Genomic DNA, 26,377 nt, shown 5'->3' with positions numbered 1-26,377 from the left:
TGCTCTGCCGAAATCTGCGGCTGCTGCATTCCCGAATGCAGCGAGTGGGCGTTTCTGAGCGCCGGATACGATCTTCAACGCGAATAACTGAAAGCGCGTGCGCGGACGAGCGGACCGGATCCGCGCGGCGGCACCGGGATTTCCGACGCCGATCCTGGGCGCCGGGAGCCGATCGCGAATATGTTGATAGCGCCTTGAGGCAATCGGGCCGTGCCGGAGCCAACAGCATGACGCGTTTGATTCTAGCGGCCGATGATCCGAGCGCCGGAGCGCTTCGGAGGGGCGGCTTTGCCGACCTGGTGGTGCCAATTCTCCATCGTTTCGTGTGGGGACCGCTGCCATCCGATGCCGAATTATCGGCGTATCTCGTCCAGCGCACCACGCGACGGAAGCGGGGGCATTGGTTGGATTTCGCCTCGCGTAGCGACGTCATGGCGGCCGGCGGGCGGAATCACAGTTTTCTCGAACTTGTTGACCGCTGCGATAGCGTCGAGCTGTGGATGGGGACCCGTCCGAATGACCAGTTGGTGCTGATCTGGCTCTTGGATTATCTGCGCCATCACGCGGAGATCGCGACGAAGATCGTATTGCGGCATGTCGATGTACCGCTATTCGATGCCCCGGCCGGGCGACTCGCCGGTCGGACCATTGCCGGCGTAGAGCTCGCACGTGAGCATCTCGACCTGGGTCATCTGGCATGGCGGGCGTTTCGGGCGCCGACGCCGCAAGCCTGGTTCGATCTGTTGAAGCAGGATCTCAGTGCACTGCCGCAGCTTCGCCGCTGCGTGCAGGAGATGCTCGATGAGCTTCCCGGTGTTGCGACGGGCCTCGGAGCGTCGGAGCTGAGAATCCTCGAATTGCTGTCAGCCGGCTATCAGCACCCGTTCGACCTGTTGCCGCATCATCGGGATCGCTTTCAACGGCGCGTCTATGACTATTGGGAAGGAGGCACGTTGCTCGACGGTCTGGCGCTCGCGCCGGTGCCTGCAATTTCGGGCCTCGCCGAATCGCCATTCTCGGTCGAGATGCACGACAGCCGTGAACGCCTCGAGCGCTACAGGGCCAGCACGCTGTCGCTGACACCGCTCGGCAAGGCAATCCTCGCCGGCGAGGAGGATTTCAGCAGCCATAATCCGATCTGGCGCTGGTGGGGCGGCACCGAATTGGTCAACGCCAATCTCTGGCGTTGGCATGCGGTGCTCATCGCTCCGGACCCTGGCACGCCTCACGTCATTGATTGTCGCGAGCCGTGGCGCCCGATCCCTTGGAGCATGCGTGAGGAGGCTTATTCCGCCGCCTGGGCGTAGTCCGCCACCGGCGGGCATGAGCACACCAAATTGCGGTCGCCGTAGACGTTGTCGACGCGGCCGACCGGGCACCAGTACTTGTCGGTGCGCGAGGTGCCCGCGGGGAAGCAGCCCTCGCTGCGCCGGTAGGCCCTGTTCCAATCGTCGTCGGCGATGTCATGCACCGTGTGCGGCGCGTGGCGGAGCGGCGAGGCCTCGATTCCGAAGCGGCCCTGTTCGACCTCGGCGATCTCCTGGCGGATCGCGATCATAGCGTCGCAGAAGCGGTCGAGCTCCGCCTTGGACTCCGATTCCGTCGGCTCGATCATCAAGGTGCCCGCCACCGGGAAGCTCATGGTCGGCGCATGGAAGCCGTAGTCGATCAGCCGCTTGGCGATGTCGTCGACGGTGACGCCGCTGCTCTGCTTGAGCGGCCGCGGATCAATGATGCATTCATGCGCGACGCGGCCGCGCTCGTTGCGGTAGAGCACCGGAAAATGCGCATCGAGCCGCGCCGCGACGTAGTTGGCATTGAGGATCGCGATCTCGGTGGCGCGGGTCAGGCCGTCGCCGCCCATCAGCAGCATGTAGATGTAGGAGATGGTCAGGATCGAGGCGGAGCCATACGGCGCCGCCGAGACCGGCCCGATCGGATGCGCGCTCGCGCCATCGGTCGCAAGGTGACCGGGCAGAAAGGGCGCCAGATGCGCCTTCACGCCGATCGGCCCCATGCCCGGGCCGCCGCCACCATGCGGAATGCAGAACGTCTTGTGCAGGTTGAAATGGCTGACATCGGCGCCGTAATCGCCGGGTCTGGAGAGGCCGACCTGCGCATTGAGGTTGGCGCCGTCGAGATAGACCTGTCCGCCGTGGGCATGGACGATGTCGCAGATGTCGCGGATGTGCTCCTCGAACACGCCATGCGTCGAGGGATAGGTGATCATGATGGCGGCGAGCTTGGCGCTATGCGCTTCCGCCTTGGCCTTGAGATCGGCCAGATCGACATTGCCGCCTGCATCGCAGCCGACCACGACCACCTCCATGCCGGCCATGTGCGCCGAGGCCGGGTTGGTGCCGTGGGCGGAGGAAGGAATCAGGCAGATGGTGCGGTGGCCCTCGCCGCGGGCGGCGTAGTAGCCGCGGATCGCCAGGAGGCCGGCATATTCGCCCTGCGCGCCCGAGTTCGGCTGCAGCGACACGGCATCATAGCCGGAGATCCGGCACAGCCAGTCGGTCAGATCGGCGAACATCGTGTGATAGCCGGCCGCCTGCGCGCGCGGCACGAACGGGTGCAGGCTGGAAAATTCCGGCCACGTCAGCGGGATCATCTCGGTGGTCGCGTTCAGCTTCATCGTGCAGGAGCCGAGCGGGATCATCGCACGATCGAGCGCGAGGTCGCGGTCCGCGAGCTTGCGCAGGTAGCGCAGCATCTCGGTCTCGGAGCGATGCGCGTGGAACACCGGATGGGTCAGGTACGGCCGCTGCCGCTTGAGCTCGGCCGGCAGCGCCTCGCGCGCTTCCGCCTCGATCGCCGTGTAGGAGAGGTCGCCGCCGAATGCGCGCCAGACGGCTTCGACGACATCGGCCGTCGTGGTCTCGTCTAGCGCGATCCGCAGCCTGCTGCCGTCGCGGCCGAGATTGATCCGCTCGCCTTCCGCGCGGGCGATGATCGAATCGGACTTGGCGCCGGCCTCGACGGTGATGGTGTCGAAGAAGGTCTCGCTTTCCGGCGCAAAGCCGAGCTTGCGCAGCCCTGCAGCCAGCACCGCGGTCCGTCGATGCGCGGTGCGGGCGATCGCCTTCAGCCCGTCGGGGCCATGATAGACCGCGTACATCGCAGCAATCACCGCCAGCAGCACCTGCGCCGTGCAGATGTTCGAGGTCGCCTTCTCGCGGCGGATGTGCTGCTCGCGGGTCTGCAGCGCCAGCCGATAGGCGGGGGCACCGCGCGAATCGACCGACAGGCCGACGATGCGGCCGGGCAGCGAGCGCTTCAGCGCATCGCGTACCGCCATGTAGGCGGCATGCGGTCCGCCATAGCCCATCGGCACGCCGAAGCGCTGCGCTGAGCCGATCGCGATGTCGGCACCGAGCTCGCCCGGCGAGGCGATCAATGTCAGCGCCAGCAGGTCGGCAGCGAGGATCGCGAGCGCGCCCTTGTCGTGCAGCCGGGCGATCGCGGGGCGCGGATCGCGCAGCGCGCCCGTCGTATCCGGATATTGCAGCAGGCCGCCGAACACCTCGGCGCTGTCCAGATCCTTGGCCGGGTCGCCGACGATCAGCTGCCAGCCGAGCGGCTCGGCGCGGGTGCGCAGCACCGCCAGCGTCTGCGGGTGGACATCCTGATCGACGAAGAACGCCTTGGTCTTGGTCCGTGCCGACCGCTCGGCCAGCGCCATGGCCTCCGCCGCCGCCGTGGCTTCGTCCAGCAGCGAGGCATTGGCGACGTCGAGCCCGGTGAGATCGCAGATCATGGTCTGGAAGTTGAACAGCGCCTCCAGCCGGCCCTGGCTGATCTCCGGCTGATAGGGCGTATAGGCCGTGTACCAGGCCGGGTTCTCCAGGATGTTGCGCTGGATCACCGCCGGCATCAGCGTGCCGGAATAGCCTTGGCCGATCAGCGAGGTGAAGACCTGATTCCGCGCCGCCAGTGCGCGCATATGCGACAACGCTTCGGGCTCGCTCAGCGCCGGCTCGAGGGTGAGCGGCGCCGTCTGCCGGATCGTGCCGGGCAGCGTCTGCGCCATCAGCTCCGCCACGCTCTTGGCGCCGACGGTCTCCAGCATCGCCGCGACGTCGCGGGGAGAAGGACCGATATGGCGGCGGGCGAAGCTGGTGGCGGCATCATCGAGCGGCTTGAGCGGCGTGGTCATGAGCAAATCCTCTATGCCTCGTCATGCCCCGCGAAGGCGGGGCATCCAGTAAACATCGATGGTGAGATCAGGCGGAGAGAGCGCGGCGTAGTGGATCGCCCGGTCGAGCCGGGCGATGGCAGTGGTGAGTATCGCCGCACCGCACGTCTCACGCCGTATGCGCCTTGTAGGCGGCCTCATCCATCAGGCCGCCGAGCTCGCCCCGGTCGGCGATCTTGAGCTTGAAGAACCAGGCCTTGCCGCCGGCGTCGGTGTTGACGAGCGCAGGCTCGTCGGCGATCGCCTGGTTGACCTCGACCACCTCGCCGCTGATCGGCGCGTAGACGTCGGAGGCGGCCTTGACCGACTCGACCACGGCGGCAGCTTCCGACTTCTTCAGCGCGCGGCCGACCTGCGGCAGCTCCACGAACACGACGTCGCCGAGCTGGGCCTGCGCATAGTCGGTGATGCCGATGGTGGCTGTGTCGCCATCGATGCTGAGCCATTCATGGTCGGAGGTGTAGAGCGTGGTCATGGACGTCCTTCAGCGCTTGTAGGTGTTGGGAACGAAGGGCATGGCGGCGACGCGCAGCGGCAGGCGCTGGCCGCGCACGTCGGCGAACAACGGGGTGTCGAGCGCAGAGAGAGAGGTCGGCACGTAACCCATCGCGACCGGAGCATTCAGCGTCGGGCCAAAGCCACCAGAGGTGACCCGGCCGACCGGCTCGGCTGAATCGGCCGACGCGAACAGCGCAGCTCCCTCGCGCACCGGCGCGCGTCCCTCGGGCCTCAAGCCGACGCGGCGGCGTGTCGCACCGCCATCGAACTGGGCAAGGATCTTGTCAGCGCCCGGGAAGCCGCCAGCGCGGGCGCCGCCGCTGCGGCGGACCTTCTGCACCGACCACTCCAGCGCGGCCTCGACCGGGGTCGTCGCCGTGTCGATGTCGTGGCCATAGAGACAGAGCCCAGCCTCGAGCCGCAGGCTGTCGCGGGCGCCCAGCCCGATCGGCAGCACGTCCTTGTCCGACAGCAGCGCTTCGGCGAGTTGCTCGGCCTTGTCGGCGGGAACGGAGATCTCGTAGCCGTCCTCGCCGGTATAGCCGGAGCGGGAGACGTAGCAGGGGAGCCCGTCGACCATGCGCGGTCCCGCATCCATGAACCGCATGCCCTCGGCCTCTGCACAGAATTTCGCCAGCACGCTCGCAGCCTTCGGCCCCTGCAACGCCAGCAGCGCGCGGTCGGTCAGCGGCTGCACGTCACAAACGTCGGACAGCCCGTCGCGCAGCAGCTTGATGTCGGCGTCCTTGCAGGCGGCGTTGACCACCAGCAGCAGGTGCTCGCCGAAATTTGCGACCATCAGGTCGTCGAGAATGCCGCCGTCGGCGTTGGTGAACTGGGCATAGCGCTGCCGGCCTGCCGGGATGCCGATGATGTCCTGCGGCACCAGCCGCTCCAGCGCCGCTGCGGCATCCGCCACCTTGCCGGATCTCGGCACCAGCGCGACTTGGCCCATGTGGGAGACGTCGAACAGTCCGGCCGCGCTGCGGGTATGGAGGTGTTCCTTGAGCACGCCGGGGGCGTACTGCACCGGCATCTCATAGCCTGCGAAGGGCACCATCTTGCCGCCAAGGCTGACATGCAGCGCATGGAGCGGCGTTCGCTTCAAAGAAAGGGGGGCAGCCGGTTCAGCCATCGATCAGGGGTCCTCGCGCGGTTCCTCGGGACCAGTCCCGAAAAACGCCACCGAAGCCCCATCTGTCGCTGTGCCTGAGAGTATTATCCCGTCGGCGGACGCGGTCCGGTCAAAGCCCGGCCAGCGTCTCTTTCCAGATGCAGTTGCAGTCGCGAGGGTCCTTTTGCCTGAGAGTTTCCGGGGCGGTTGCTCCTTCGGCGCCGACCCTTGAAGTTCAACCAGAACCTCAGAAGACCGGTCTCTCCCGACGCGACTGTCGTCTATGTCCCGGACCAAACACCAGCCCGCGCAGGCTGTCAACGCGTCACTCGGGCTTTCAACCAGCTTTAGGAGCCGTGCAGCAAGCCCATGATGTTTCTGCACAGTTTCTGGACACGCGAAGTCCCCTTGTCTAAAAGCATCACCGCCGAATTCCCGGACTTCTTCGATTGGATTGCTATGAGCGGCGTCAACGAGATCAGGTCGACCTTCCTCAACTTCTTCGCCGCGAACGGCCACGAGATCGTGCCGTCCTCGCCGCTCGTGCCGCGCAACGACCCGACCCTGATGTTCACGAACGCCGGCATGGTGCAGTTCAAGAACGTCTTCACCGGCGTCGAGAAGCGCGCTTACAACCGCGCCACCACGTCGCAGAAATGCGTGCGCGCCGGCGGCAAGCACAACGACCTCGACAATGTCGGCTACACCGCCCGCCACCACACCTTCTTCGAGATGCTCGGCAACTTCTCGTTCGGCGACTATTTCAAGGAGAACGCCATCGAGCTCGCCTGGAAGCTCGTCACCAAGGAGTTCGGCCTGCCGACGGACAAGCTGACCGCGACCGTCTACATCGACGACGACGAGGCGTTCGGGCTCTGGAAGAAGATCGCCGGCCTGCCGGAATCCCGCATCATCCGGATCGCCGGCTCGGACAATTTCTGGCAGATGGGCGACACCGGCCCGTGCGGCCCGTGCTCGGAAATCTTCTACGACCACGGCGACAAGATCTGGGGCGGCCCGCCCGGCTCGCCGGAGGCCGATGGCGACCGCTTCATCGAGATCTGGAACCTCGTGTTCATGCAATATGAGCAGCTCGAGGGCGGGGTCCGCAATCCGCTGCCGAAGCCGTCGATCGACACCGGCGCGGGCCTGGAGCGCGTCGCCGCGGTGCTGCAGGGCAAGCACGACAATTACGACATCGACCTGTTCGTCGCCCTGATCCGCGCCATCGCCGACCTCACCAATGCCGACCCGCAGGGCCCGCAGAAGGCGTCGCTCCGCGTCATCGCCGATCATCTCCGCGCCTCGTCGTTCCTGATCTCCGACGGCGTGCTGCCGTCGAACGAAGGCCGCGGCTATGTGCTGCGCCGGATCATGCGCCGCGCGATGCGCCACGCCCAGTTGCTCGGCGCCCGCGAGCCCCTGATGCACAAGCTGGTCGGTACGCTCTCCCGCGAGATGGGCCAGGCCTATCCGGAGCTGATCCGCGCCGAGGCGCTCATCAAGGAGACGCTGCGACTCGAAGAGACCCGCTTCCGCAAGACCCTGGAGCGCGGGCTGGCCATCCTCGACGAGAAGTCTGCCACTCTGAAGAAGGGCGACATGTTCGACGGCGACGTCGCCTTCACGCTGTACGACACCTACGGCTTCCCGCTCGATCTCACCCAGGACGCGCTGAAGTCGCGCGGCATCAGCGTCGACCAGGCTTCCTTCACCGACGCCATGGACCGCCAGCGCGCCAAGGCGCGCGCGGCCTGGGCCGGCTCCGGCGAGGCTGCGACCGAGACCGTCTGGTTCCCGCTGCGCGAGAAGCTCGGCGCCACCGAGTTCCTCGGCTATGAGACCGAGACCGCCGAAGGCGCAGTGACCGCGCTGGTCAAGGACGGCGCCGAGGTCGAGAGCCTCAAGTCCGGCGAGAGCGGCGTCATCGTGCTCAACCAGACCCCGTTCTACGGCGAATCCGGCGGCCAGGTCGGCGACACCGGCCTCATGACCGGCGACGGCGTCCGCGTCCGCATCACCGACACCCAGAAGAAGGCCGGCGACCTGTTCGCGCATATCGGCACGGTAGAGCAGGGTACGCTCAAGCTCGGCTCCGCGCTGCAACTCGACGTCGATCACAGCAGGCGCTCGGCGATCCGCGCCAACCATTCGGCGACCCATATCCTGCACGAGGCGCTGCGCCAGGTGCTCGGCGACCACATCGCCCAGCGCGGCTCGCTGGTCTCGCCCGACCGCCTGCGCTTCGACTTCGTCCATCCGAAGCCGATCACCCCGGAGGAGCTCGCCCGCGTCGAGGACATCGCCAACGACGTCGTGCTGGAGAATGCCGAGGTCACGACCCGCCTGATGGGGCTGGACGATGCCCGCGAGGCCGGTGCCCGCGCGCTGTTCGGCGAGAAATATGGCGACGAGGTCCGCGTCGTCTCGATGGGCAACGTCGCGCGCGAGCAGGGCTCGAACGCGATGGGCTGGTCGGTCGAGCTGTGCGGCGGCACCCATGTCAGGCGCACCGGCGACATCGGCCTGATCGCGGTGACCTCCGAGAGCGCGGTGGCGTCCGGCGTCCGCCGCATCGAGGCGCTGACCGCTCGCGGCGCCCGCGCGCATGCCAACCACAATCTGTCGCTCGCCAAGGCCGCCGCGGCCGAGCTGCGCACCACGGTCGAGGACGTACCGGCGCGCATCACCGCGCTGATGGAGGAACGCAAGAAGCTCGAGCGTGAGCTGTCGGACGCGCGCAGGAAGCTCGCCATGGGTGGCGGCCGGGAGACCGGCAACGGCGCTCCCGCCGGGATCCGCGACGTCGGCGGCATCAAGCTGATGGCCCGCGCCGTCTCGGGCATCGAGATGAAGGATCTCAAGTCGCTGGCCGACGAGGCCAAGAAGCAGCTCGGCTCGGGCGTCGCCGCGATCGTCGGCGTCACCGAGGACGGCAAGGCCGGCGTCGTGGTCGGCGTCACCGCCGATCTCACCGCGCGTTTCAATGCGGTCGACCTCGTGCGCGCCGCGTCCGAGGCGTTGGGCGGCAAGGGCGGCGGCGGCCGTCCCGACATGGCCCAGGCCGGCGGCCCCGACGGCGGCAAGGCGGAGGCCGCGCTGGCCGCGATCGAGAGCGCGATCGGCAAGGCCGGCTGATCGTGCCGCCGCTCGGGCCGGGCGAGAGCGTTCGCGATCCCGATCTGCGCGACCGGCTGTACGAGCTGCTCGAGCACGACCATCTGCCGAGCACGCACGGCTCGCGCGTCGTCCAGTTCATCGTGCTCGTCATCACGCTCGACGTGCTGGCGGTGGTGCTGGCATCGGACCCGGACATCGCGGCCGCCATTGGCGGACTGCTGCGCGCGATCAAGATCGGCGCGCTGATCGTCTTCGCCGCGGAGTATGTCGCCCGTCTCTGGAGCGTCGCCGGCCACATGCCGCGGCGGCAGTCGCCGCGCCAGGATCGCTTCGCTTACGCCTTCTCCGCGCTCGGTGTCGTCGACCTCCTGTCCTTCGTGCCGGCCGCGATTGCGCTCGTGCTTGGCGACCGCAGCCTGGAAGCGGTGTGTATCGTGCTGCCGTTCCTCAAGCTGGTGCGCTATTCGCCGGCGCTGCGCTCGCTGCTGTCGGCGGTGCAGGCCGAGCGGCGCATCTTGATCGGCTGCCTCGTCATCCTGGCCGGCGCGGTGCTGCTGTTCGCCTCGCTGCTCTATGCGGTCGAGCGCGACGTCCAGCCGGACAAGTTCGGCACCATCCCGCATGCGATGTGGTGGGCGATCGTGACGCTCGGCACCGTCGGCTATGGCGACGTCGTGCCTGTGACGCCGCTCGGCCGCATCATCACGGTGTTCGCGATCATCTGGGGCTTTGCCATGATCGCGCTGCCGGTCGCGATCATCTCGACCGCGTTCGCCGAGGAGATCAAGCGGCGCGACTTCGTCGTCACCTGGGGCATGCTGGCGCGGGTGCCGCTGTTCTCGCATCTTTCGGCGTCCGAAATCGCCGACATCATGCGGCTGCTGCGCGCGCGCACGATCGAGTCCGGCGAGGTGCTGGTGCGGCGCGGCGATGCCGCCTCCTCGATGTATTTCATCACTGCCGGCGAGGTCGAGATCGAGCTGCCGACGCAATGCGTCAAGCTCGCCGACGGCACGTTCTTCGGCGAGATCGCGCTGCTGCATCGGACCAAGCGCTCGGGCACTGTGACGGCGACACGCAAGACCCGGCTGCTGGTGCTCGACGCGCAGGATTTCCACGCCTTGATCGCGCGGATGCCGGCGCTGGCCGCGCATGTCCGGACCATCGCCAAGGCGCGCATGGCCGATTCCGGCGACCTCGCCCTCGCCGAGCTGTCGCAGGCCGAGCACGACGACCAGACGGACGGGTAGGTCCGAACAACGAGTCCTGCTGTCACCCTCTCCCTCCAGGGGAGGGTGAGACCGAGATCGCCGCCCAAGACAGATTGCCCATCAACGTCCTCGCTGCGGCGAGCGGGGAGTGGCGCAGCTACGAGCTTGATCTCATTTACCAACCAGTCAAACAGCCGGGCATGCACACGCGGTCCCGCGGCGCGGTCGCGCCCGGGGGATGCGGAAAGCATTCGCCCTCGATAGTGATGAGGGCGCAGGGAATGCCGGGTGAGGGCCTCACCCATGGCCCGCCTGCGAAAAAAATGCAGGCGGCAGGTACCACAGGCAAAGCCGGTTCATCCGGCATTCCCTGCGCGGCGGTTTTAACGCTTATACGCGATCTCCTCGGTGCACCGGGCTTGTTGGCCACCGTGCGCGACGACGCGCTTCTCGCTCGCCGCCGCGGGGACACCAGCTTCGGGGTGTCAGGACCACGCGACTTCACGTCCGCAAGCGCATCATTCGTCCGCGCATGAAGCGCGCTGATGCCCTCACGTCCACCGCATTGCCGGCCCAACGTTTCGTGACGACGCGTACGCCCCTCATCCGGACCGGAACGAAGGGAGCATAGACATGATCTGCTGATTTTCGGAAGTAGTTTATTTTTGCGCGAAGCTCTTGAAATGAGCGATGATATTGAAGTCGCTGACGAAACGCGCCGTTCCGGCGAGCGCCGATCGGGGGTCGGCGGAGACCGATTTCGTTGCATGAAAGGCAGGGACGCTGCTCGTCGGGCAAATCAACGAACAGGAGGTCACGACCGAATTCGACCCCATCGCTCTGACCTGCGCGGCGCAGCAAGCCGGCGGCTGTCTGCGGTACAACGGCCATGGCGCTCAGGCGTTCGAGACGGCAGCTTGTGATCAGAGTGCACGTTGCAAACGCAAGCGTTACAGGTAAATCGCGCAACCTCGTTCTTCGAGCTCAGCGAACCAGTTCGGGCGTGAGATCGTCGTCACCCAGCGCAGGTCAAGCTTTTCGAGACGTGAAAGCTTGAGCAGCGCTTCCGGCAAGGCGGCGACAGGGTTCCCTCTCAAGTCGATCTGCCGCAGCTCCACCATTGAACCGATCTCTTCCGGCAAATGGGTCAAGCTATTGTTTCTGAGATGCAGCTCACGCAGCCGCGTCAACTTGGAAATGGTCGTCGGCAGAGTCGTCAGGCGATTGTCGGTTACGCGAAGTTCGAGAAGTCCTGACATCTCGGTAACCGCGTCGGGCAGTCTTTCGAATTCGTTTGCGCTGATGTTGAGGTAGCGCAACCGGGTAAGTCGCCCCAACGACGACGGAAGCTCTTTCAGCGCATTGTCGTGCAAGTACAGGAAGTCGCTCAGGCCGACGAGTTCGCCTAGCGCAGCCGGAACCTGCCGTAACAGGTTGTGGCCCAGGTCCAGCGTTCTCAGGGCGCGTAGCTCGCCGACCCTGTCCGAGATCTCCACTAGGCGATTGTCGGCCAGTACGAGCGATTGCAGATTCGTCCGATCCCAGACATGATCCGGCACGGCGCCGAGCGCCTGTTTCCACAAGGACAAGTGCAAGTCCGACGCGTTCCTCACAGCCAGATCATGCCTCGACTTCACCCGGAGACCAAGGGCGGTTCTGATCCATCTCGGGCATTTCGGTCCGCGGCGGAAGTTTACGCGATCGAGGTTCAACTGTAAGCAAGCCGACAGTGACACGACAACGCAGTTTCTGACCCGAAGCTGGCTGACCCGCCAGCCGGCGCGTAACTGGTGTTTACAAACTTGAACCGCAATTGCCGATGCAATTCTGGTGGGTTGGATTTCATGGGATCGATGCTTTGAGAACGGCAATTGCATTGCTGCTTGTTGCAGGTGCGCTGTCAGTGTCCGCACGGGCCGAGAACGACAAATTACGTCAAGTGGTCTCAAACCTCAAAGCCTGCGTCCGCACGCATGCACCAACGGCCAAAGCCGCTGGGGTTAAGACAGCAGGCGACGCCGTCAACTTCTTCATCGAGACATGCGGCCCACCGCCCAGTTATCTTGGGCCAGCAAACGTGGGCACGATCCCTCCTGGTCTGCTTCGGGGCGTCGTTCGCGATGAGTGGAATGCCTTCATCCAAGATGCGCAGCCTCGCTAGGACGTACGACGCGCTCTCTCCTTGTCATTGCGAGCGCAGCGGCGCAGCGAAGCAATCCAGACTGTCTCTCTGAAGGATTCTGGATTGCGTCGCTGCGCTCGCAATGACGCGCGCAGACATCGTGCTTCCAGGCGAGCCGCTCGCCGCCGATCGCCTCACGCAAATTGCGCGAGGCCGTGGCCGACCGACCAGTTCTCCTTGGCGGCGTCGAGGATGGTCATGAACAGGTCCTCCGGCCTGATGCCGGGGCTGTCCCCGAGCAGGTCGGCGATGCGTCGGAACAGCGCCTTCTTCTGCTCTCGCGTGCGGGTGTTGAAGACGGTAATCTGGATGTAGACGAGATCGTCGCTGCGGTTGATGCCGAAGGCGTTGCCATAGCGGAAGTTGGAAGGATCGTGCTCGGTGATGGTCATGAACTGATCGTCCTCCGGCACGTCGAGCGCCTCGCGCATCGCCCGGTAGAGGCTGTCGAAGATCGCCTGCCGGTAGGCCTCCGGCTTGCCCGCGCGCAGCGAGATGTGAAGCAGCGGCATCCCTAATCCTTTCATCCGTGATGTCGGCTGAGAGGTTAGATGCGGCGGTGCGGTTCGGGTATGCTGGGGATCGAGATATCAGTCATAATGGCTGGAAATGACCGAACACCCGCTCGACCTGGACGAGGTCCAGGCCTTCGTCCGTATCGCCGAGCTCGGCAGCTTCACCCGTGCCGCCGAGGCGATGCAGACGACCCAGGCCGCGATCAGCCTGAAGCTGCGGCGGCTCGAGAACCGGCTGGGGTGCCGGCTGATCGAGCGCACGCCGCGTCATGTGCAGCTCTCGGAGCGAGGCAGGGTCTTCCTCGATCCTGCCCGTCAGCTGCTGGCAGCGCACGACCGCGCGCTCGCGGTGTTCGCCGGCGTGCGGCAGCGTCTGATCATCGGCATCAGCGACCATGTGGCCGGGCCAGAGCTGCCGGCGCTGATCGCGCGCATGAACGACCATGATCCGCATCTCGTGGTCGAGATCCGCATCGGATCGTCGGCCGACCTGCTGCAGAGCTACGACCGGCGCGAGCTCGAGGCGGTGATCGTCCGCCTGCATGCCGGACGCAGCGATGGCGACCTCGTGGCCGAGGAGAAGTTCGGCTGGTTCGCTGGCCCGGATTGGGAGCCGCGCGCGGGCGAGCCGTTGCCGGTCGCGACCATGGCCGAGCCGTGCGGCGTGCGCGCGATGGCCGCGCAGCATCTCGATGCGGCCGGCGTGTCCTGGGCCGAAATCTTCGTCGGCGGCGGCGTTGCGGCGGTCGTCGCGGCCGTCACGGCCGGGCTCGGCGTTGCCGCACTCGCGCCGCGCATGCTGCCATCGGGCGCGGTCGATGTCGGCGCAAGGCTCGGATTGCCGGAGCTGCCCCGGCTGCCGGTCGTGCTGCACACGCGGGTGAGGGATGGCCGGGCGCGCGCGGCGCTCGATGCCCTCGTGACGGCCTTCCGAAGCGCGGTGCGGGCATGATGCATGCGGCGCGTGCCGCGGCGCAGGTGATGGAGCTTGGAGCTGAGATCAACTCCGAACGCTATTTCGACGGCCGGATTGATGTCCTGCTCGCGGATGGATCGCGCGTGCCCGCGCGCAGATCTGATCGCTCTTGGAATTGGCTCCTCAGGGGGCGCCGGGGTGGAATTGACGTAAGTCTTATTCCGCAATGCGGGATGTGACACTCATGTCACAGTTACGGTTATACCGACTCCCAAATATAATATGACTATTCAAGGGCGCCCTGGTGCTTGCTAGGATTGCCATCCAATCTCAGGTTGACGAAATCGCTCCTCGAATGAGCGGCGGCCGGGATTGAGCCGTGGGGAAGCGCGTGCCGGGACGGAGGCTCTGGGCCGGACGCGACAGAACAACATCCAGAGCCTGGGGACGCTGCGAGGAGCAGGAAAAATGAGTGGGTTTGCGACGACCGCGCGCATGTGCGGCGTAGGGGTTGCTTTGTCTTGTTTGTTGGGTGGCGGTGGTGCGGTCGCGGCCGATCTGCCGATGAAGGCGCCGCCGATTCCCTATGCGGGTGTCGATGATTTCTGGACGCGGCCGTATCTGTTCGGCGATCTCGGCCGGACCAGGCTGAAGGAGCAGGGCATCTCGCTCGCGCTCACGCTCGGCGACGAAGCCGTCACCAATCTGTCGGGTGGCTCGCGCAACACCGCGGCCAATGCCGGGCAATTGTGGTTCGAAGCCAAGTTCGACATGGCCAAGCTCGCCGGCATCCAGGGCGGCATGATCGGCGTGACGCTGGTCGATCGCTTCGGCAAGAATCTCAACAGCGAGGCCGGCATTCCGGCGCTGCAACTGACCAACGAGGTGTTCGGCCGCGGCAACATCCTGCGCCTCACCGAGTTCTACTATCAGCAGAAGCTGTTCGACGACCGCCTCGTGCTCAAGGGCGGCCGGCTGCCGGTCGGCTCCGACTTCTTCTTCGGCCAGTGCGAGTTCATCAACCTGACCTTCTGCGGCGGCCAGCCGGGCAACATCCAGGGCGGCTACATCTACAACTGGCCGGTGAGCCAGTGGGCCGGCGTCGTGCACTACAACTTCACCAAGGAATGGAAGCTGTCGGTCGGCGTCTACGACGCCAATCCGAACTATCTGACGACGTCGGACGCCGGCGTCTACCTCGCGCCGGGCATTCCGCGCTCCACTCCCGCCTCGGGCGTGCTGGTGCCGGTGGAAGTGGTGTGGGAGCCGAGCGGTCCGCTGAACGGCACCTGGCGCTTCGGCGGCTGGTATGACAGCGCGTCGACGATCGATGGCGGCTTGCCCGGCATCGTCGCCGTCGTCCCCGGTGGTCCCGGCGTGGGAGATCAGAACCTCAGCAGCCAGCGCGGCCGCTACGGCTTCTATGAATCGATCCTGCAGCGGCTGACGGTCGAGGGTCCCAAGGCGCAGGGCTGGTACACCTTCCTCAACACCAGCGTCGCCGATCACCGCACCTCGTATCAGGACTACCAGATCTCCTGGGGCGTCAAGCACACCGGCACCTTCTCGTTCCGTCCCGACGACGAGGTCGGCTTCGCGGTCGGCACGACGCATGTCAACTCGGCGGCGCTGACGCCGAATGCCGGCGGCAACGAGGTGCCGATCGAGGCCTGGTATGGCTGGCAGGCGACCGGCTGGATGAACCTGAAGTTCGACGCCCAGTATGTCATCAATCCGGGCGGACGCGGCTTCAACGCCGCCGGCGTGAAGACCGGCAATGCGGTGGTGCTCGGCCTGCGGACGGTCGTCCACTTCTGATCCTGTGATGTGAGCCGACGGGGCGGGTGTGCAGCATCCGCCCCATCTGCGCGAGGCGTCTCGGCTATCCGGCTCACCGATCCGATGCGGAGCTGGCGCATCCTGCCCATCCGGGTGGGCCGCGATGCGATGACGTCGATTGACTCTTTCGCATTGCGGCACGACATCTCCTGGGTCGCGCCGCCGACCTGCCAGGAGACCGCCATGACCGCAACAGACACCCATCCCGTTGCCGGCCGACGCCTGGGCGACGAGGTCGTGGACTGGCTCACCAACGGCACCCGCGACGAGCGCTTCATCGACAACATCTTCGGGCAGATGTGCAACCGGCTGCAGCGCGCCGGCATTCCGGTGAAGCGGGCCTCGCTGCACGTCCAGATCAATCATCCGCAGTGGCTCGGCGCGCGCATGCTGTGGAGCGACGGCATGCAGGGCGCCGACATCGCCCGCGTCGATTACGACGTCCGGGAGCGCTCCGAATATATCGGCAGTCCCGCCAGCGAAATCCATGAGGGCGTCGAGGAGATCCGAGAGAACCTCGCGCGCGACCCCGAGCTCGGCCGTCGGCACGCGATCTATGACGAGATGCGGGCGCAGGGCCTGACCGACTATGTCGCATGGCCGATGTATCACACGCTCGGCAAGCGCCACATCGTCACCTTCGCGACCGACCGGCGCGGCGGTTTCGACCAGGCGCACATCGACGCGCTGATCAGGCTCGTGCCGGTGCTGGCGCTGGTCAGCGAGATCCGCATCAAGAACCGGCTGGCGCGGACCCTGCTCGAAACCTATGTCGGGCCGCATGCCGGCGAGATGGTGCTGGCCGGCGCCACCCGGCGCGGCAGCGGCACCACGGTGCGCGCCGCCATCATGATCTGCGACCTCCGGGACTTCACCCGCATCTCCGATAACTGGCCGCGCGACGACGTCATCGATCTGCTCAACAGCTATTTCGATGCCATGGTGGAGCCGATCACGCAGCACGGCGGCGAGATCCTGAAGTTCATCGGCGACGGCCTGCTGGCGATCTTTCCGCTCACCGAGCCCGCTGCCTGCGCCAACCTGCTGCACGCCGTGAGCGGCGCCCGTAAGGCGATGACCGAGCTGAACGCGCGCAACGGCGAGACCGGCCGCGCGCCGCTGAACTACGGCATCGGTGTCCATGTCGGCGACGTCATGTACGGCAATATCGGCTCGCGCACCCGGCTGGATTTCACCGTCATCGGCCCCGCGGTCAACATGGCCTCGCGCATGGAGGCGCTGACCAAGCAGGTGGGCCGGCCGGTGCTGCTGTCGCGCGATTTCGCCGAGCTCGTCGAAGGCCCGTTCGCGCTGGAGCGCGTCGGCGAATTCCCGGTGCGCGGATTCAACGACCCGATCGAGCTGTTTTCGTTCGATGGGTAGGGCATTCAGTAGGGTGGGCAAAGGCGCAGCCGCGCTGTCTCCACGTTCGAGATCGTGGTGGCGCCGTGCCCATCATCCTGCTGATGAGTTCGTGGAAAGACGGCGGGCACGCAGCCGCCTGCTGCTTTGCCCACCTTACGCGGACTTCTCCGCCGTTCACGCCTTGTCCAGAAACGGCGCCACAACCTCGCGCGTCTCAGCGCTCGTCACCACCGGCACGATCTCGAACGTCATGCCGGAGTCGCGAGCATTGGAGAGAATCCATTGCTGCAGCAGGCGGGCGTCGTCGCATTCCATCAATTGGAAGCAGCGGTCGAAATTGGGTTCGATCCAGCTGCCGAGATATTTCAGCCCGTCGGGAAACGTGATGCCGGGATCGCGGACGCGGCGATAGACCGGGATCGGATCGCGGTCCTTGAAACGTTCGATCACCATGAACAGCATGCGCGCCTCCGTCCTGACGTGCACGCATTGTGCGGTGAATCGGTGCGGGGTGCCAGCCCGGGGGGACATCGTTCGCCTGACGGACGAGGCCGCGATGGCCTCGTGGACGAGACGCCTTTCCCTGGCGCAGTCCTTGCTTCTGCGAGGGAACTCGCATCCAACGGGAAGAGAAACCCATGAAGAAGGCACGTCTCGTCGCGTACGCTCTGGTTGCAGCGGTGCTGGCCGCACCCGCCTTCGCGGAGGAGCTGACCGGCACCTTGCAGAAGATCAAGGAGACCGGCGCGATCACGATCGGCTACCGCGAAACCTCGCTGCCGTTCTCCTACATCGACGACAACCAGAAGCCGCTCGGCTTCGCGCTCGACATCTGCAACAGGATCGTCGACGAGATCAAGGCGACGCTGACGCTCGACAGGCTGGAGGTGAAGCTGACGCCGGTGTCGTCGGCGACCCGCATTCCGCTGATCGCCAACGGCACCATCGATCTCGAATGCGCCTCGACCACCAACAACATCGAGCGCCAGCGGCTGGTGTCGTTCTCGCCGACCTATTTCCTCACCGCCAACCGCTTCGTCGCCAAGGCCGCGAGCGGCCTCAAGACCATCGACGACCTCAAGGGCAAGACCGTCGCCTCGACGTCGGGCACCACCAACATCAAGCAGCTCTTCGAGGCCAACACGGCGCGCCAGCTCGGCATGAACGTGCTGACGGCCAAGGACAATGCCGAAGGTTTTCTGATGGTCGAGAACGGTCGCGCCGACGCCTATGTGATGGACGACATCCTGCTCGCGGGCCTGGTGGCCAGCGCGAAGACGCCGTCGGACTTCGTGATCTCGACCGATCAGTTCTCGATGCCGGAGCCCTATGGGATCATGCTGCGCAAGGACGATCCGGCCTTCAAGGCCGTCGTCGACCGCGCCGCCACGAAGCTCTATACGAGCCCGGAGATCGCGGCCTTGTACGCCAAATGGTTCATGGCGCCGGTGCCGCCGAAAGGCGTCAACTTCAACTTCCCGATGACATCCGCGCTGCAGAAGGCGTTCGCGCATCCGAGCGACAGCGGCGATCCCAAGGCCTATTAGAGCATGCTGTTTTTATACGGAAACATATCCTGAGTTTCTGAGATAGTTGGCGCACTCCTTTTCCGAGAAGAGATCGAGGAGATCTCCAGCTTTTCGCCAAGTCGCTTCGATGGTGCGAGGTTCTGCATCTCGCATCAGGTGCTTGAGTTTGGCGAAGACCTGCTCGATCGGATTGAGGTCGGGACTGTAGGGAGGCAAGAAGAGCAGGTGCGCTCCTCTTGCACGGATGAGGTCGCGAGCTCTTCTTCCTTTGTGGCTTCCGAGATTGTCGAGGATCACGGCATCTCCCTTGACCAAGGTTGGAGCCAGCTCCTTCTCGACATAGAGGGCGAAGAGTTCGCCGTTGATCGGGCCATCGATGACCCAGGGTGCCGAGATCCGATCGCAGCGCAGTGCTGCGATAAATGTCATCGTCTTCCAGTGACCAAACGGCACAGATGCCTCAAGCCGCTGCCCGCATGGTCCCCAACCACGCAGCGGGGCCATATTGGTCTTGATCCAGGTCTCATCGATAAAGACCAGGCGAGACACATCGATCTTGCCTTGGTGAGCTTTCCAGCGCGCTCGTTTACGAGCGATATCAGGACGATCCTGCTCCGCCGCCCGCATCGTTTTTTTTGAAGCTCAGGCCTTCGGCGTGGACGAAGGTCCACACGGCCCGCACATCAGTCCTGATGCCACGCTCGGCCAGCTCAGCTGTTAACTTGCGCAAGGTGAATGGACCGGAACGGATACGTTTGCGAAGCCATTCGGCATGGGCCCCGGATAATGTCCGCTTCTTGTGGCCACCGATTTTTCCCGGCGCGACGCCTCCAGTCTGCTGTCTGAGGTTCTTCCACTTGCTGATGCAGGACGGGCTGATCCGAAGCGCCTGCGCTATCGAGCGGACCGTCTCGCCTGCATCCGCGCGCGCCAGAGCGCGTTCGCGAATGTCTTCCGAATAGGGCCGTGTCATCCGTGCTGGCCTCCGGCTCCAGCATGGAATCTGAATCAGAAGTTCACCGACTCGGGAATCCTGATTCCGGCAAAAAACATCACGCTCTAGTATCTTCGGCTTATGTCATACGGCGTATCGACAGGATGGGATGAGGCCGGCGCTCGCGCGGGTCTCGTCCCGCGCTACTGCCCCGAGGGCGTGCGCAGCCCGTGCCAGGCGTCGCGCACCTGATGGTAGTGAACCTCGGGCAGGTAGTCCGGCGTGTTCAAATTGAGATTTTTGACGTCGAGCCGGCCGACCGCGCTGAGCAGCGTGTAGGAGGCGATGACGCGGTCGCGCTGGGCGCCGATCAGCCGCGCCTTGGCCTGGATCAGGTCGGCCTGCGAGTTGAGCACGTCGACCGTGGTGCGCTGGCCGCCCTGGGCCTCGCGCGAGACGCCTTGCAGCGCGACGGTGGCGGCCTTCACCTCGGCCTCGGAGGCGCTGACGGCGACCTTGGCGCCTTCATTGGCGACCCAGGCGCTGACCACCGCGGTGCGCGCCTGGTTGCGGACCTGGTCGAGCACGAGGCGGCTCTGCGCCGCGAGCTCCTTGCTCTGGCGGGTCTGCGACGCCGCCGTGCCGCCGTCATAGATCGGCGCGGTGACGCTGCCGACGATCGAGGCCTGGTCGGTGCCGAAGGTGCCCAGCGTCTGATCCGAATCGCGGCTGCGGCTGACACCGCCCTGCAGGGTCACGCTCGGCAGCAGCGCGCCCTCGGCGACCTTGATCGAGGTCGAGGCCGCGTCGACGTCGAAGCTCGCCGCAGCCACGGCCGGATTTTCCTTGTTGCCGAGCGCAATCGCGTCCTCGCGGCTGCGCGGCAGCAGGCGATCGATCGGGTCGGCCGCGCGGAGCTGGCCTGGCGCCATGCCGATGACCTGGGCATAGGTCGCCTGGCTGATGGCGAGGTTGACCTCGGCGGCGTTGAGATCGGACAGGCCGCGCGACAGCCGCGCCTCGGCCTGCGAGGCGTCGGTCGGCGTGACGTCGCCGGCATTGAGGCGGCGCTGCGTGACGGAGAGCGTCTCGCGCAGGAAGGCGACGTTGGAGCGTTGTGCCTCGACCAGCGACTGGTTGGCGAGCACGTTGGTGTAGGCGGTGACGGCGTCGAGCAGCACGCCCTGGCCGACATTGCGCAGCGCCTCGCGGCCGGACTGCACCTGCAGCTCCGCCATGCGCACGCTGTTGGCGGTGCGGAAGCCGTTGAACAGCGTCTGCGTGACGGTCACGCCGATGGTCCAGGGCTTCAGCGTCGCGGTCTGGATCGTGTTGTTGGGGAGCAGGTTGCGCACGGCCTGCAGGCCGGCACCGAGGCTCGCGATCAGTTGCGGGCGATAGCCGGCGAGCGCCTGCGGCACGTTCTCGTCGGTCGCGCGCTGGCGCGCGCGCTCGGCATTGAGCGCCGGGTTGGTCTGATAGGCTTTCGCGAGCGCGGCCGCGAGATCCTCGGCGCGCACAGGCGAGCAGACGACGAGGCTGGCCGCGAGGGTCAGGCCGAGGCCGATCCTTCGCGCACGCACCTCGCCGACGCCAAATTCCTTGGCTCGACCCACCATCCGACTCCGCCGCGTCCCACTGTCTTAACCAGTTGTTTACCTGTTTAGGGCGGATGGCGGCCACACACAAACCGCGGATGTGGAATCCGGCAGGCTTTTCCATGGTTTGTTGTGGCGTGCTCGCCACAGACCGTTTGTCGCAGTGCTGCGACATGGCCGCGCGGATACGCGCTCGGTAGGCGGGTGAGGGGCACCCGTGGACATCAGAGGCAGATCGATTCGTTCAGCTGCGAGTGACCCGCAGCAATCTCACCGGTTCTTGTTCACCGGTTTGCGCTTCTCGATGAAGGCAGCCATGCCCTCGGCGCGGTCCTCCAGCGCGAAGGTGGCGTGGAACAGGTTGCGCTCGACATTCATGCCTTCGGAGAGCGGGGTCTCGAAGGCGCGGTTGACGGCCTCCTTGGCCATCGCCGCCGCCGGGCGCGACATCGCCGCGATCTTCTCGGCCGCAGCCATCACCTCGTCCATCAGCCTGTCGGCCGGCACGATGCGGCTGACGAGGCCGGAGCGTTCGGCCTCGGCCGCATCCATCATGCGGCCGGTGAGGCAGAGGTCCATCGCCTTGGCCTTGCCGATCGCGCGCGTCAGGCGCTGGGTGCCGCCGATGCCCGGAATGGTGCCGAGCGTGATCTCGGGCTGGCCGAATTTCGCGGTATCGGCGGCGATGATGAAGTCGCACATCATCGCAAGCTCGCAGCCGCCGCCGAGCGCGTAGCCCGCGACCGCGGCGATGGTCGGCTTGCGGCAGCGCGCGACGCGGTCGCCGCCGATCGCGGTGAAGTCGCTCGAGAACATGTCGATGAAGCTCTTCGGCTGCATCTCCTTGATGTCGGCGCCGGCGGCGAACGCTTTCTCGCTGCCGGTGATCACGATGCAGCCGATGGCGTCGTCGGCCTCGAGATCATCCACGGCGGCGGCGATCTCGCGGAAGACGCCGAACGACAGCGCATTGAGCATCTTCGGTCGGTTCAAGGTGATGACACCGACCGCGCCTTTGCCCTCGACGATGATGTGCTCGTAGACGCTCATGATGCCAACCCCGAGAAATCAAAACAGCGGGCAATGTGCCCGCTGGATCGATGCGCATCAAGTAGGTGCGGCGCCGCGCGGCGCCTCAGATCATGAACATCCGCGCCGCCGAGCCCAGGGTGAGCAGGGTGCCGCAGGCGATGAAGATCTTGCCGATGATCGAGGCCTTGTCCCAGCCGGAGCTGTCGTCATTGCTGACCGTGACCATGTTCACGGTGACGTCCGAGGCCGCCGGCGCATCGCTCGGCGCGGCGTCGGCCGCTTGCGCCGCAGGTGCGGCCTGAGCCTGGGCTTCGGCCGGCAGCGGCGCCGGGAAGCCGTCCTGCTTCGCCGCCGGAGCGCTCTCGGACCCCACCGGCAAGAACGGACTGTAGCTCTGCTGTTCGGCCGCGCGCGCGAATCCAGTGCCAACGAGGCCCAGAACGAACGCGGCGGCAATGATCAATGCTGAACGTCCACTGGCTTGGATCGTCATCGTCGGCTTTCTCCCCATCCCGCCAGCCCAAGCCGGAGTGAGACCCCGACAGATGTCGAGAACGGGGCAGAAAATGGGTATCTTCCTGCCGCTCACGGCAAAAGCTGGGCACCGCCGCACTTTGCGAGCGGCCCATCAAACCTGATCATGCACCTCGCGATTCGGTGCTATGGAGCGGTTCCAAGACTTGCCCGGTGGCGTGCTCTCGGTGTGGCGTAACTCGGATGGTTCCGAGGCCAATGTCATCATCACGAATTAGTGATGAGGATGGAGCGAGAGTAACAAACTGAGTGTTTCGGGCGAATTGCTGGGGTGGAGCGGAGTTGCGCGAGCGTGACGACGAGTGGACGGGCTGGATGCGCCAGGCCGTCGCCGGTGACGACGAGGCCTATCATCGCCTGCTGAGGGCGATCACGCCCGTGCTGCGCGCAGCATCACGGCGCGGGCTAGCGCGCGCCGGCCAGCCCTCCGACCAGGCCGAGGACATCGTGCAGGAAATTCTGTTGGCGGTTCACCTGAAGCGGCACACCTGGGACGTCGACGCGCCGTTCGCGCCCTGGCTGTTCGCGATCGCGCGCAACAAGCTGATCGACATGCTGCGCCGGCGCGGCCGGCGGGTGTTCGTCGACATCGACGATTTCTCGGAGACGCTGGCCGACGCGCCGCCGGCGCCCACCGTCTCGGCCAGCGAGGTCGAGGCGCAGCTGAAGACCTTGCCGCAGCGCCAGCGCGACGTGCTGCAGTCGATCGCAGTCGAGGCCGCCTCGATCAAGCAGACCGCGGAGAAGTTTTCGATGAGCGAGGGCGCGGTGCGGGTGGCGCTGCACCGGGCGCTCGCAAGCCTCACGGCCAAGCTACGGGATACCTGACCATGGACACCGATCAGCTCATCCGCACCCTCGCGGCCGACAATGCGCAGCGCGCGCAGCCGGTCGGCATCGTGCTGGCGCTGGCCCTGATGGCGGCGACGCCGGTATCGACCGCGATGCTGCTCGTCGGCCTCGGCGTCCGGCCGGACATCTGGCTCGCGGTGCGCAATCCATTCTTCGACCTGAAGTTCGTCGTCACCACGGCGCTGGCGATCCCGGCGCTGATCATCGGCCTGCATCTGTCGCGCCCCGAAGCCTCGCTGCAGGGCTGGAGCTGGCTGCTGATCGCGCCGATCGTCGTCCTCATCGGCGGCATGGCGGCGGAGATGATGCTGCCGCAGCGCACGCCGATGATGGCGCGGCTGGTCGGCCACAATTCGATGGTGTGCATGAGCGCCATTCCCGTGCTGTCGCTGCCGCTGCTGGCCGCCGCGCTGTTCGGCCTGCGCCATGGCGCGCCGTCGCGTCCGGCGATGACGGGCGCGATCGCCGGGCTGGTCTCGGCGGGGATCGCGGCGACGCTCTATGCCGCGCATTGCACCGACGACTCGCCGCTGTTCGTGGCGACCTGGTACACGTTGGCCGCGCTGATCGTGGCCGGGCTCGGCGCGCTCATCGGCGCAAGGGTCCTGCGCTACTGAGGGGGGCTGCGCGACGAGCGAGGTCGCGACTACGCCTGCATCGGCGCCGCGGCGTCCTGCACGCGGTGGAAGCGCAACACCTGCTGCGCGGTGGACCGCCGGAGCCGCTCATAGGTCGCCTTGCAGGCGTCGAGATCGGCCGGCGCGGTGGTGGCGAGCTCGTCGCGCATCAGGATGATCGATTTCACCGTCGGCCAGGACAGCCCTGCGACCTTGGCAAGGATCATCACGCCCTCGGCACGGCTTTCGATCATGATGCTTTCGGCGACCGCGACCGGCACGTTGGCCATGGCTGCGACGGCGGCATTGGCCTCATCGAACTTGCGCTGCTCGGTGAACTGCACGACGAGACGGTCGTCGAGCCGGCCCTCGGCATGCAGCGAGCGCACCAGCGCGTGCGCGATCTCGGTCTGGCTGGTCAGCGCCACCGCGCTCGATCGCGCACGCCGGCCCGCCATGCGCACCGCCGAGGAGACCTCCTGCGCGAGCTTCGGATTTGCCGCCTCGAGCCGCGTGCGGACCGTGGCAGACGCCTTGGCGACCAGCTTCAGATAGAGGTGGCGCGGCAGATTGGGCCGCATGGCGAGGCACGCGGCGAGATTTTCGTCCAGCGCGGCGCGATCGACCAGCGTGTCGAGGCTGGCCCCCGAGACGTCGGCGCCGGGATTGCTGATGGTGCTGTGAACGACCTCGTCGTTGCCGCGCCTGAGCAGGATGTCGGTGACGGCGTGGCTGAGCACGCGCCGGAGCGAGATCGCGAGCAGATGCGCCTGGCTCTTGGTCTCGGCTGTGCGGATCAGCGCGGCCTCGTCGAGCCGTTCCGACTTCGACAGCACGGGGCCTGCGACATCGATGGCGTCGTCATCGGCCAGCCGGTGCAGCGTCCGCGGCGGCGCCGACGCAAGCGGCGCAAGCCGGCGCGCGAGCAAAGCGCGGGCCGAGATCTCGATGTGGTCGATCAGGCATTCGAATACGTCGTCGAACAGCGCGACCTGCTCATCGGCGAAGTCCGTCGCGCCGTCGACGAACAGGTCCGTCACCTTGCGCAGGGTCTCGACCCGCCGCGCGACGGTGCCGTGCGCGAGCGTGTCCTCGAGCTCGTCGAGCAGGCTTTCGTTCGGGGTGGGTTTCGGGGGCATGCCGGGATGGCTCAGGCGCTGGTGACGCGATTGCGGCCCTGCGCCTTCGAGTCGTAGAGCACCCGATCGGCCCGGGCGAGCAGCGAATCGGCGGTCTCGTCGCCGCGCGGGGCGGCCACGCCGGCCGAGAACGTGACCTGCAGGCCGGTCGAGAACGCACTCCAGTCGAGGCCGGCGATGATCTGGCGCAATCGTTCGGCGAGCCGCGCGGCGGCGTCCGCCGGCGCGCCCGGCAGCACCAGCAGGAATTCCTCGCCGCCGTAGCGGCCGAAGCGGTCGCTGCCGCGAATGTTGGCGAAGATCGTGATGGCGAAGGTGCGCAGCACGTCGTCGCCGGTCGGATGACCGTGCGTATCGTTGATGCGCTTGAACCAGTCGAGATCGATCAGCACGACCGAGCAGGGCTGGCCGCCCTGCCGCGCCTGCGCCATCTCCTCGTCCAGCACATCCATGATCGAGCGCCGGTTCAGCGCGCCGGTGAGCTCGTCGATCTCGGCCAGCTCCTCGATGCGGCGATAGGCTTCCTTGAGCTTCTGTCCGCGCTGGTACAGCGTCTCGCGCAGCGCGCTGGAGAAGATGCCGAGGAACATGCAGCCGGCGATGGTGAGGAGGAAGACCAGGAGCGTCGCGAGCCGCTCGAGGCCGCTGTCGTGCGGCATGCCGAGCGGCTTGTCGGTGAGCAGGAACAATCCCGCCAGCCCGATCGCGAGGAACGTCCAGCAGATCGCGCTCTGGCGCGGCGTCGCGCGCAGCGAGGCGAAGGCGACGACGATGTACAGCGTGCACAGGAACAGGATGCTGACTTCGGGCGCGATGTAGCAGAACGCGACCGTGATCATCATGCTGGCGAGCGATTGCGGCACCACGAGGTAGTGGTCGCGGAAACGGTCGTTGAAGCCGCTCTCCGACAAAGCGGTCCACAGCGCGACGGTGAGAACGCCGATCGCTGCGTAGGCTGGCGCGATCGTGACCGGGACGGTGCCCGCCTTGGCGTAGATCAGCAGGATGACGGCGTCGATCAGGTAGCATCCTGCGACCAGCGCCAGCATCTGCCGGCGCCGCCCGGCACGACGCGCGCGCAGGTCGCTGGACGGAGACGGCTGCGCGTCCCCGGCCTCAGCGACATTCGGACTGGGAAAAGGCGGTGCCGTCGTGCCCATGTGCTCGCGATTCTTCGTCGTTGG

21 protein-coding genes and 1 riboswitch are annotated in these 26,377 nt (G+C 66.2%); of the genes, 9 read left to right on the top strand and 12 right to left on the bottom strand.

What is annotated here, in order from left to right:
- Positions 1–227 precede the first annotated feature (227 nt).
- On the top strand, positions 228–1,307 hold the full coding sequence (locus QW868_RS12300) for a DUF1835 domain-containing protein (RefSeq protein WP_316230664.1): 1,080 nt from the start codon (positions 228–230) through the stop codon (positions 1,305–1,307).
- Here the strand turns inward: QW868_RS12300 and gcvP are convergent.
- The 3 genes from gcvP to gcvT form a co-directional block, all read right to left on the bottom strand.
- Positions 1,286–4,159, bottom strand: a complete 2,874-nt coding sequence (gene gcvP, locus QW868_RS12295) for an aminomethyl-transferring glycine dehydrogenase (RefSeq protein ID WP_316230663.1) — start codon at positions 4,157–4,159, stop codon at positions 1,286–1,288. The genes QW868_RS12300 and gcvP overlap by 22 nt on opposite strands.
- 148 nt (positions 4,160–4,307) lie before the next feature.
- Entirely contained in the window at positions 4,308–4,673 is a 366-nt protein-coding gene (gene gcvH / locus QW868_RS12290; RefSeq protein WP_315812641.1) for a glycine cleavage system protein GcvH, read from the bottom strand.
- 9 nt (positions 4,674–4,682) lie between these two features.
- Positions 4,683–5,831, bottom strand: a complete 1,149-nt coding sequence (gene gcvT, locus QW868_RS12285) for a glycine cleavage system aminomethyltransferase GcvT (RefSeq protein ID WP_316230662.1) — start codon at positions 5,829–5,831, stop codon at positions 4,683–4,685.
- A gap of 145 nt (positions 5,832–5,976) precedes the next feature.
- Positions 5,977–6,088: riboswitch (glycine riboswitch) on the bottom strand.
- A gap of 181 nt (positions 6,089–6,269) precedes the next feature.
- On the opposite strand from gcvT, the gene alaS reads away from it, so the two are divergent.
- On the top strand, positions 6,270–8,948 hold the full coding sequence (gene alaS / locus QW868_RS12280; RefSeq protein ID WP_316230687.1) for an alanine--tRNA ligase: 2,679 nt from the start codon (positions 6,270–6,272) through the stop codon (positions 8,946–8,948).
- A gap of 2 nt (positions 8,949–8,950) precedes the next feature.
- Positions 8,951–10,180 (top strand): cyclic nucleotide-gated ion channel, encoded by a 1,230-nt coding sequence (locus tag QW868_RS12275; RefSeq protein WP_315739936.1) that lies wholly within the window; start codon positions 8,951–8,953, stop codon positions 10,178–10,180.
- A 911-nt stretch (positions 10,181–11,091) separates the two neighbouring features.
- Here QW868_RS12275 and QW868_RS12270 read toward each other — a convergent pair.
- Together QW868_RS12270 and QW868_RS12265 are read right to left on the bottom strand one after the other, a co-directional pair.
- Positions 11,092–11,730, bottom strand: coding sequence for a leucine-rich repeat domain-containing protein (locus QW868_RS12270; RefSeq protein ID WP_315756524.1), 639 nt, complete (start codon positions 11,728–11,730; stop codon positions 11,092–11,094).
- A 727-nt stretch (positions 11,731–12,457) separates the two neighbouring features.
- Positions 12,458–12,835 (bottom strand): tautomerase family protein, encoded by a 378-nt coding sequence (locus QW868_RS12265; protein WP_315798343.1) that lies wholly within the window; start codon positions 12,833–12,835, stop codon positions 12,458–12,460.
- Between the two features lie 97 nt (positions 12,836–12,932).
- On the opposite strand from QW868_RS12265, the gene QW868_RS12260 reads away from it, so the two are divergent.
- From QW868_RS12260 to QW868_RS12250, 3 genes are all read left to right on the top strand, one after another.
- On the top strand, positions 12,933–13,790 hold the full coding sequence (locus QW868_RS12260; RefSeq protein ID WP_316230661.1) for a LysR family transcriptional regulator: 858 nt from the start codon (positions 12,933–12,935) through the stop codon (positions 13,788–13,790).
- A gap of 432 nt (positions 13,791–14,222) precedes the next feature.
- A complete protein-coding gene (locus QW868_RS12255; protein ID WP_315739900.1) occupies positions 14,223–15,572 on the top strand; it encodes a carbohydrate porin in 1,350 nt (449 codons plus the stop codon).
- Between the two features lie 204 nt (positions 15,573–15,776).
- The gene (locus QW868_RS12250; protein WP_315798344.1) at positions 15,777–16,976 is read left to right on the top strand and encodes an adenylate/guanylate cyclase domain-containing protein; all 1,200 of its coding nucleotides are present in this window, start codon (positions 15,777–15,779) and stop codon (positions 16,974–16,976) included.
- Positions 16,977–17,132: 156 nt separating this feature from the next.
- Here the strand turns inward: QW868_RS12250 and QW868_RS12245 are convergent, their stop codons facing one another.
- Complete coding sequence (locus tag QW868_RS12245) at positions 17,133–17,420, bottom strand: DUF3303 domain-containing protein (RefSeq protein WP_316230660.1); 288 nt, start codon at positions 17,418–17,420, stop codon at positions 17,133–17,135.
- A gap of 176 nt (positions 17,421–17,596) precedes the next feature.
- Here QW868_RS12245 and QW868_RS12240 point away from each other — a divergent pair, with 176 nt between their 5' ends.
- Positions 17,597–18,505, top strand: a complete 909-nt coding sequence (locus QW868_RS12240; RefSeq protein WP_315770475.1) for an amino acid ABC transporter substrate-binding protein — start codon at positions 17,597–17,599, stop codon at positions 18,503–18,505.
- Between the two features lie 12 nt (positions 18,506–18,517).
- Here QW868_RS12240 and QW868_RS12235 read toward each other — a convergent pair.
- The 4 genes from QW868_RS12235 to QW868_RS12220 all read right to left on the bottom strand — a co-directional run bounded on the left by QW868_RS12235 (position 18,518) and on the right by QW868_RS12220 (position 22,544).
- Positions 18,518–19,460 (bottom strand): IS630 family transposase gene (locus tag QW868_RS12235; RefSeq protein WP_316230128.1). Its coding sequence is split into 2 segments (ribosomal slippage): positions 18,518–19,123 and positions 19,125–19,460, totalling 942 coding nucleotides; the frame shifts between segments, so codons are not numbered across the junction.
- Between the two features lie 164 nt (positions 19,461–19,624).
- On the bottom strand, positions 19,625–21,040 hold the full coding sequence (locus QW868_RS12230; RefSeq protein WP_315785070.1) for a TolC family outer membrane protein: 1,416 nt from the start codon (positions 21,038–21,040) through the stop codon (positions 19,625–19,627).
- 249 nt (positions 21,041–21,289) lie between these two features.
- Positions 21,290–22,069, bottom strand: a complete 780-nt coding sequence (locus tag QW868_RS12225; protein WP_315739895.1) for an enoyl-CoA hydratase — start codon at positions 22,067–22,069, stop codon at positions 21,290–21,292.
- A gap of 85 nt (positions 22,070–22,154) precedes the next feature.
- Positions 22,155–22,544 carry a hypothetical protein gene (locus QW868_RS12220; protein ID WP_315756518.1) on the bottom strand — a complete coding sequence of 130 codons (390 nt, stop codon included), beginning with the start codon at positions 22,542–22,544 and terminating at the stop codon, positions 22,155–22,157.
- Positions 22,545–22,867: 323 nt separating this feature from the next.
- Here QW868_RS12220 and QW868_RS12215 point away from each other — a divergent pair, with 323 nt between their 5' ends.
- Both QW868_RS12215 and QW868_RS12210 read left to right on the top strand, forming a co-directional pair.
- Positions 22,868–23,413 carry a sigma-70 family RNA polymerase sigma factor gene (locus QW868_RS12215; RefSeq protein WP_315785073.1) on the top strand — a complete coding sequence of 182 codons (546 nt, stop codon included), beginning with the start codon at positions 22,868–22,870 and terminating at the stop codon, positions 23,411–23,413.
- A gap of 2 nt (positions 23,414–23,415) precedes the next feature.
- Positions 23,416–24,054, top strand: coding sequence for a DUF1109 domain-containing protein (locus QW868_RS12210; RefSeq protein ID WP_316230659.1), 639 nt, complete (start codon positions 23,416–23,418; stop codon positions 24,052–24,054).
- 29 nt (positions 24,055–24,083) lie between these two features.
- Here the strand turns inward: QW868_RS12210 and QW868_RS12205 are convergent, their stop codons facing one another.
- Together QW868_RS12205 and QW868_RS12200 are read right to left on the bottom strand one after the other, a co-directional pair.
- Positions 24,084–25,193 carry a DUF2336 domain-containing protein gene (locus QW868_RS12205; protein ID WP_316230658.1) on the bottom strand — a complete coding sequence of 370 codons (1,110 nt, stop codon included), beginning with the start codon at positions 25,191–25,193 and terminating at the stop codon, positions 24,084–24,086.
- Between the two features lie 11 nt (positions 25,194–25,204).
- On the bottom strand, positions 25,205–26,353 hold the full coding sequence (locus tag QW868_RS12200; protein ID WP_316230657.1) for a GGDEF domain-containing protein: 1,149 nt from the start codon (positions 26,351–26,353) through the stop codon (positions 25,205–25,207).
- Positions 26,354–26,377: the final 24 nt, after the last annotated feature.

The organism is Bradyrhizobium sp. SZCCHNR1051 (assembly GCF_032489615.1).
In the GTDB taxonomy this organism is placed as follows: Bacteria; Pseudomonadota; Alphaproteobacteria; order Rhizobiales; family Xanthobacteraceae; genus Bradyrhizobium.
Note: the sequence above shows the minus strand (reverse complement) of the source record. Positions and strands in the feature narration are given on the sequence as shown.

Bases quoted from the DNA above. Each gene is read 5' to 3' on its own strand.
- QW868_RS12300 (WP_316230664.1), top strand. From the start codon at position 228: ATGACGCGTTTGATTCTAGCGGCCGATGATCCGAGCGCCGGAGCGCTT.
- gcvP (WP_316230663.1), bottom strand. From the start codon at position 4,159: ATGACCACGCCGCTCAAGCCGCTCGATGATGCCGCCACCAGCTTCGCC.
- gcvH (WP_315812641.1), bottom strand. From the start codon at position 4,673: ATGACCACGCTCTACACCTCCGACCATGAATGGCTCAGCATCGATGGC.
- gcvT (WP_316230662.1), bottom strand. From the start codon at position 5,831: ATGGCTGAACCGGCTGCCCCCCTTTCTTTGAAGCGAACGCCGCTCCAT.
- alaS (WP_316230687.1), top strand. From the start codon at position 6,270: ATGAGCGGCGTCAACGAGATCAGGTCGACCTTCCTCAACTTCTTCGCC.
- QW868_RS12265 (WP_315798343.1), bottom strand. From the start codon at position 12,835: ATGCCGCTGCTTCACATCTCGCTGCGCGCGGGCAAGCCGGAGGCCTAC.
- QW868_RS12260 (WP_316230661.1), top strand. From the start codon at position 12,933: ATGACCGAACACCCGCTCGACCTGGACGAGGTCCAGGCCTTCGTCCGT.
- QW868_RS12255 (WP_315739900.1), top strand. From the start codon at position 14,223: ATGAGTGGGTTTGCGACGACCGCGCGCATGTGCGGCGTAGGGGTTGCT.
- QW868_RS12250 (WP_315798344.1), top strand. From the start codon at position 15,777: ATGACCGCAACAGACACCCATCCCGTTGCCGGCCGACGCCTGGGCGAC.
- QW868_RS12245 (WP_316230660.1), bottom strand. From the start codon at position 17,420: ATGCTGTTCATGGTGATCGAACGTTTCAAGGACCGCGATCCGATCCCG.
- QW868_RS12240 (WP_315770475.1), top strand. From the start codon at position 17,597: ATGAAGAAGGCACGTCTCGTCGCGTACGCTCTGGTTGCAGCGGTGCTG.
- QW868_RS12230 (WP_315785070.1), bottom strand. From the start codon at position 21,040: ATGGTGGGTCGAGCCAAGGAATTTGGCGTCGGCGAGGTGCGTGCGCGA.
- QW868_RS12225 (WP_315739895.1), bottom strand. From the start codon at position 22,069: ATGAGCGTCTACGAGCACATCATCGTCGAGGGCAAAGGCGCGGTCGGT.
- QW868_RS12220 (WP_315756518.1), bottom strand. From the start codon at position 22,544: ATGACGATCCAAGCCAGTGGACGTTCAGCATTGATCATTGCCGCCGCG.
- QW868_RS12210 (WP_316230659.1), top strand. From the start codon at position 23,416: ATGGACACCGATCAGCTCATCCGCACCCTCGCGGCCGACAATGCGCAG.
- QW868_RS12205 (WP_316230658.1), bottom strand. From the start codon at position 25,193: ATGCCCCCGAAACCCACCCCGAACGAAAGCCTGCTCGACGAGCTCGAG.
- QW868_RS12200 (WP_316230657.1), bottom strand. From the start codon at position 26,353: ATGGGCACGACGGCACCGCCTTTTCCCAGTCCGAATGTCGCTGAGGCC.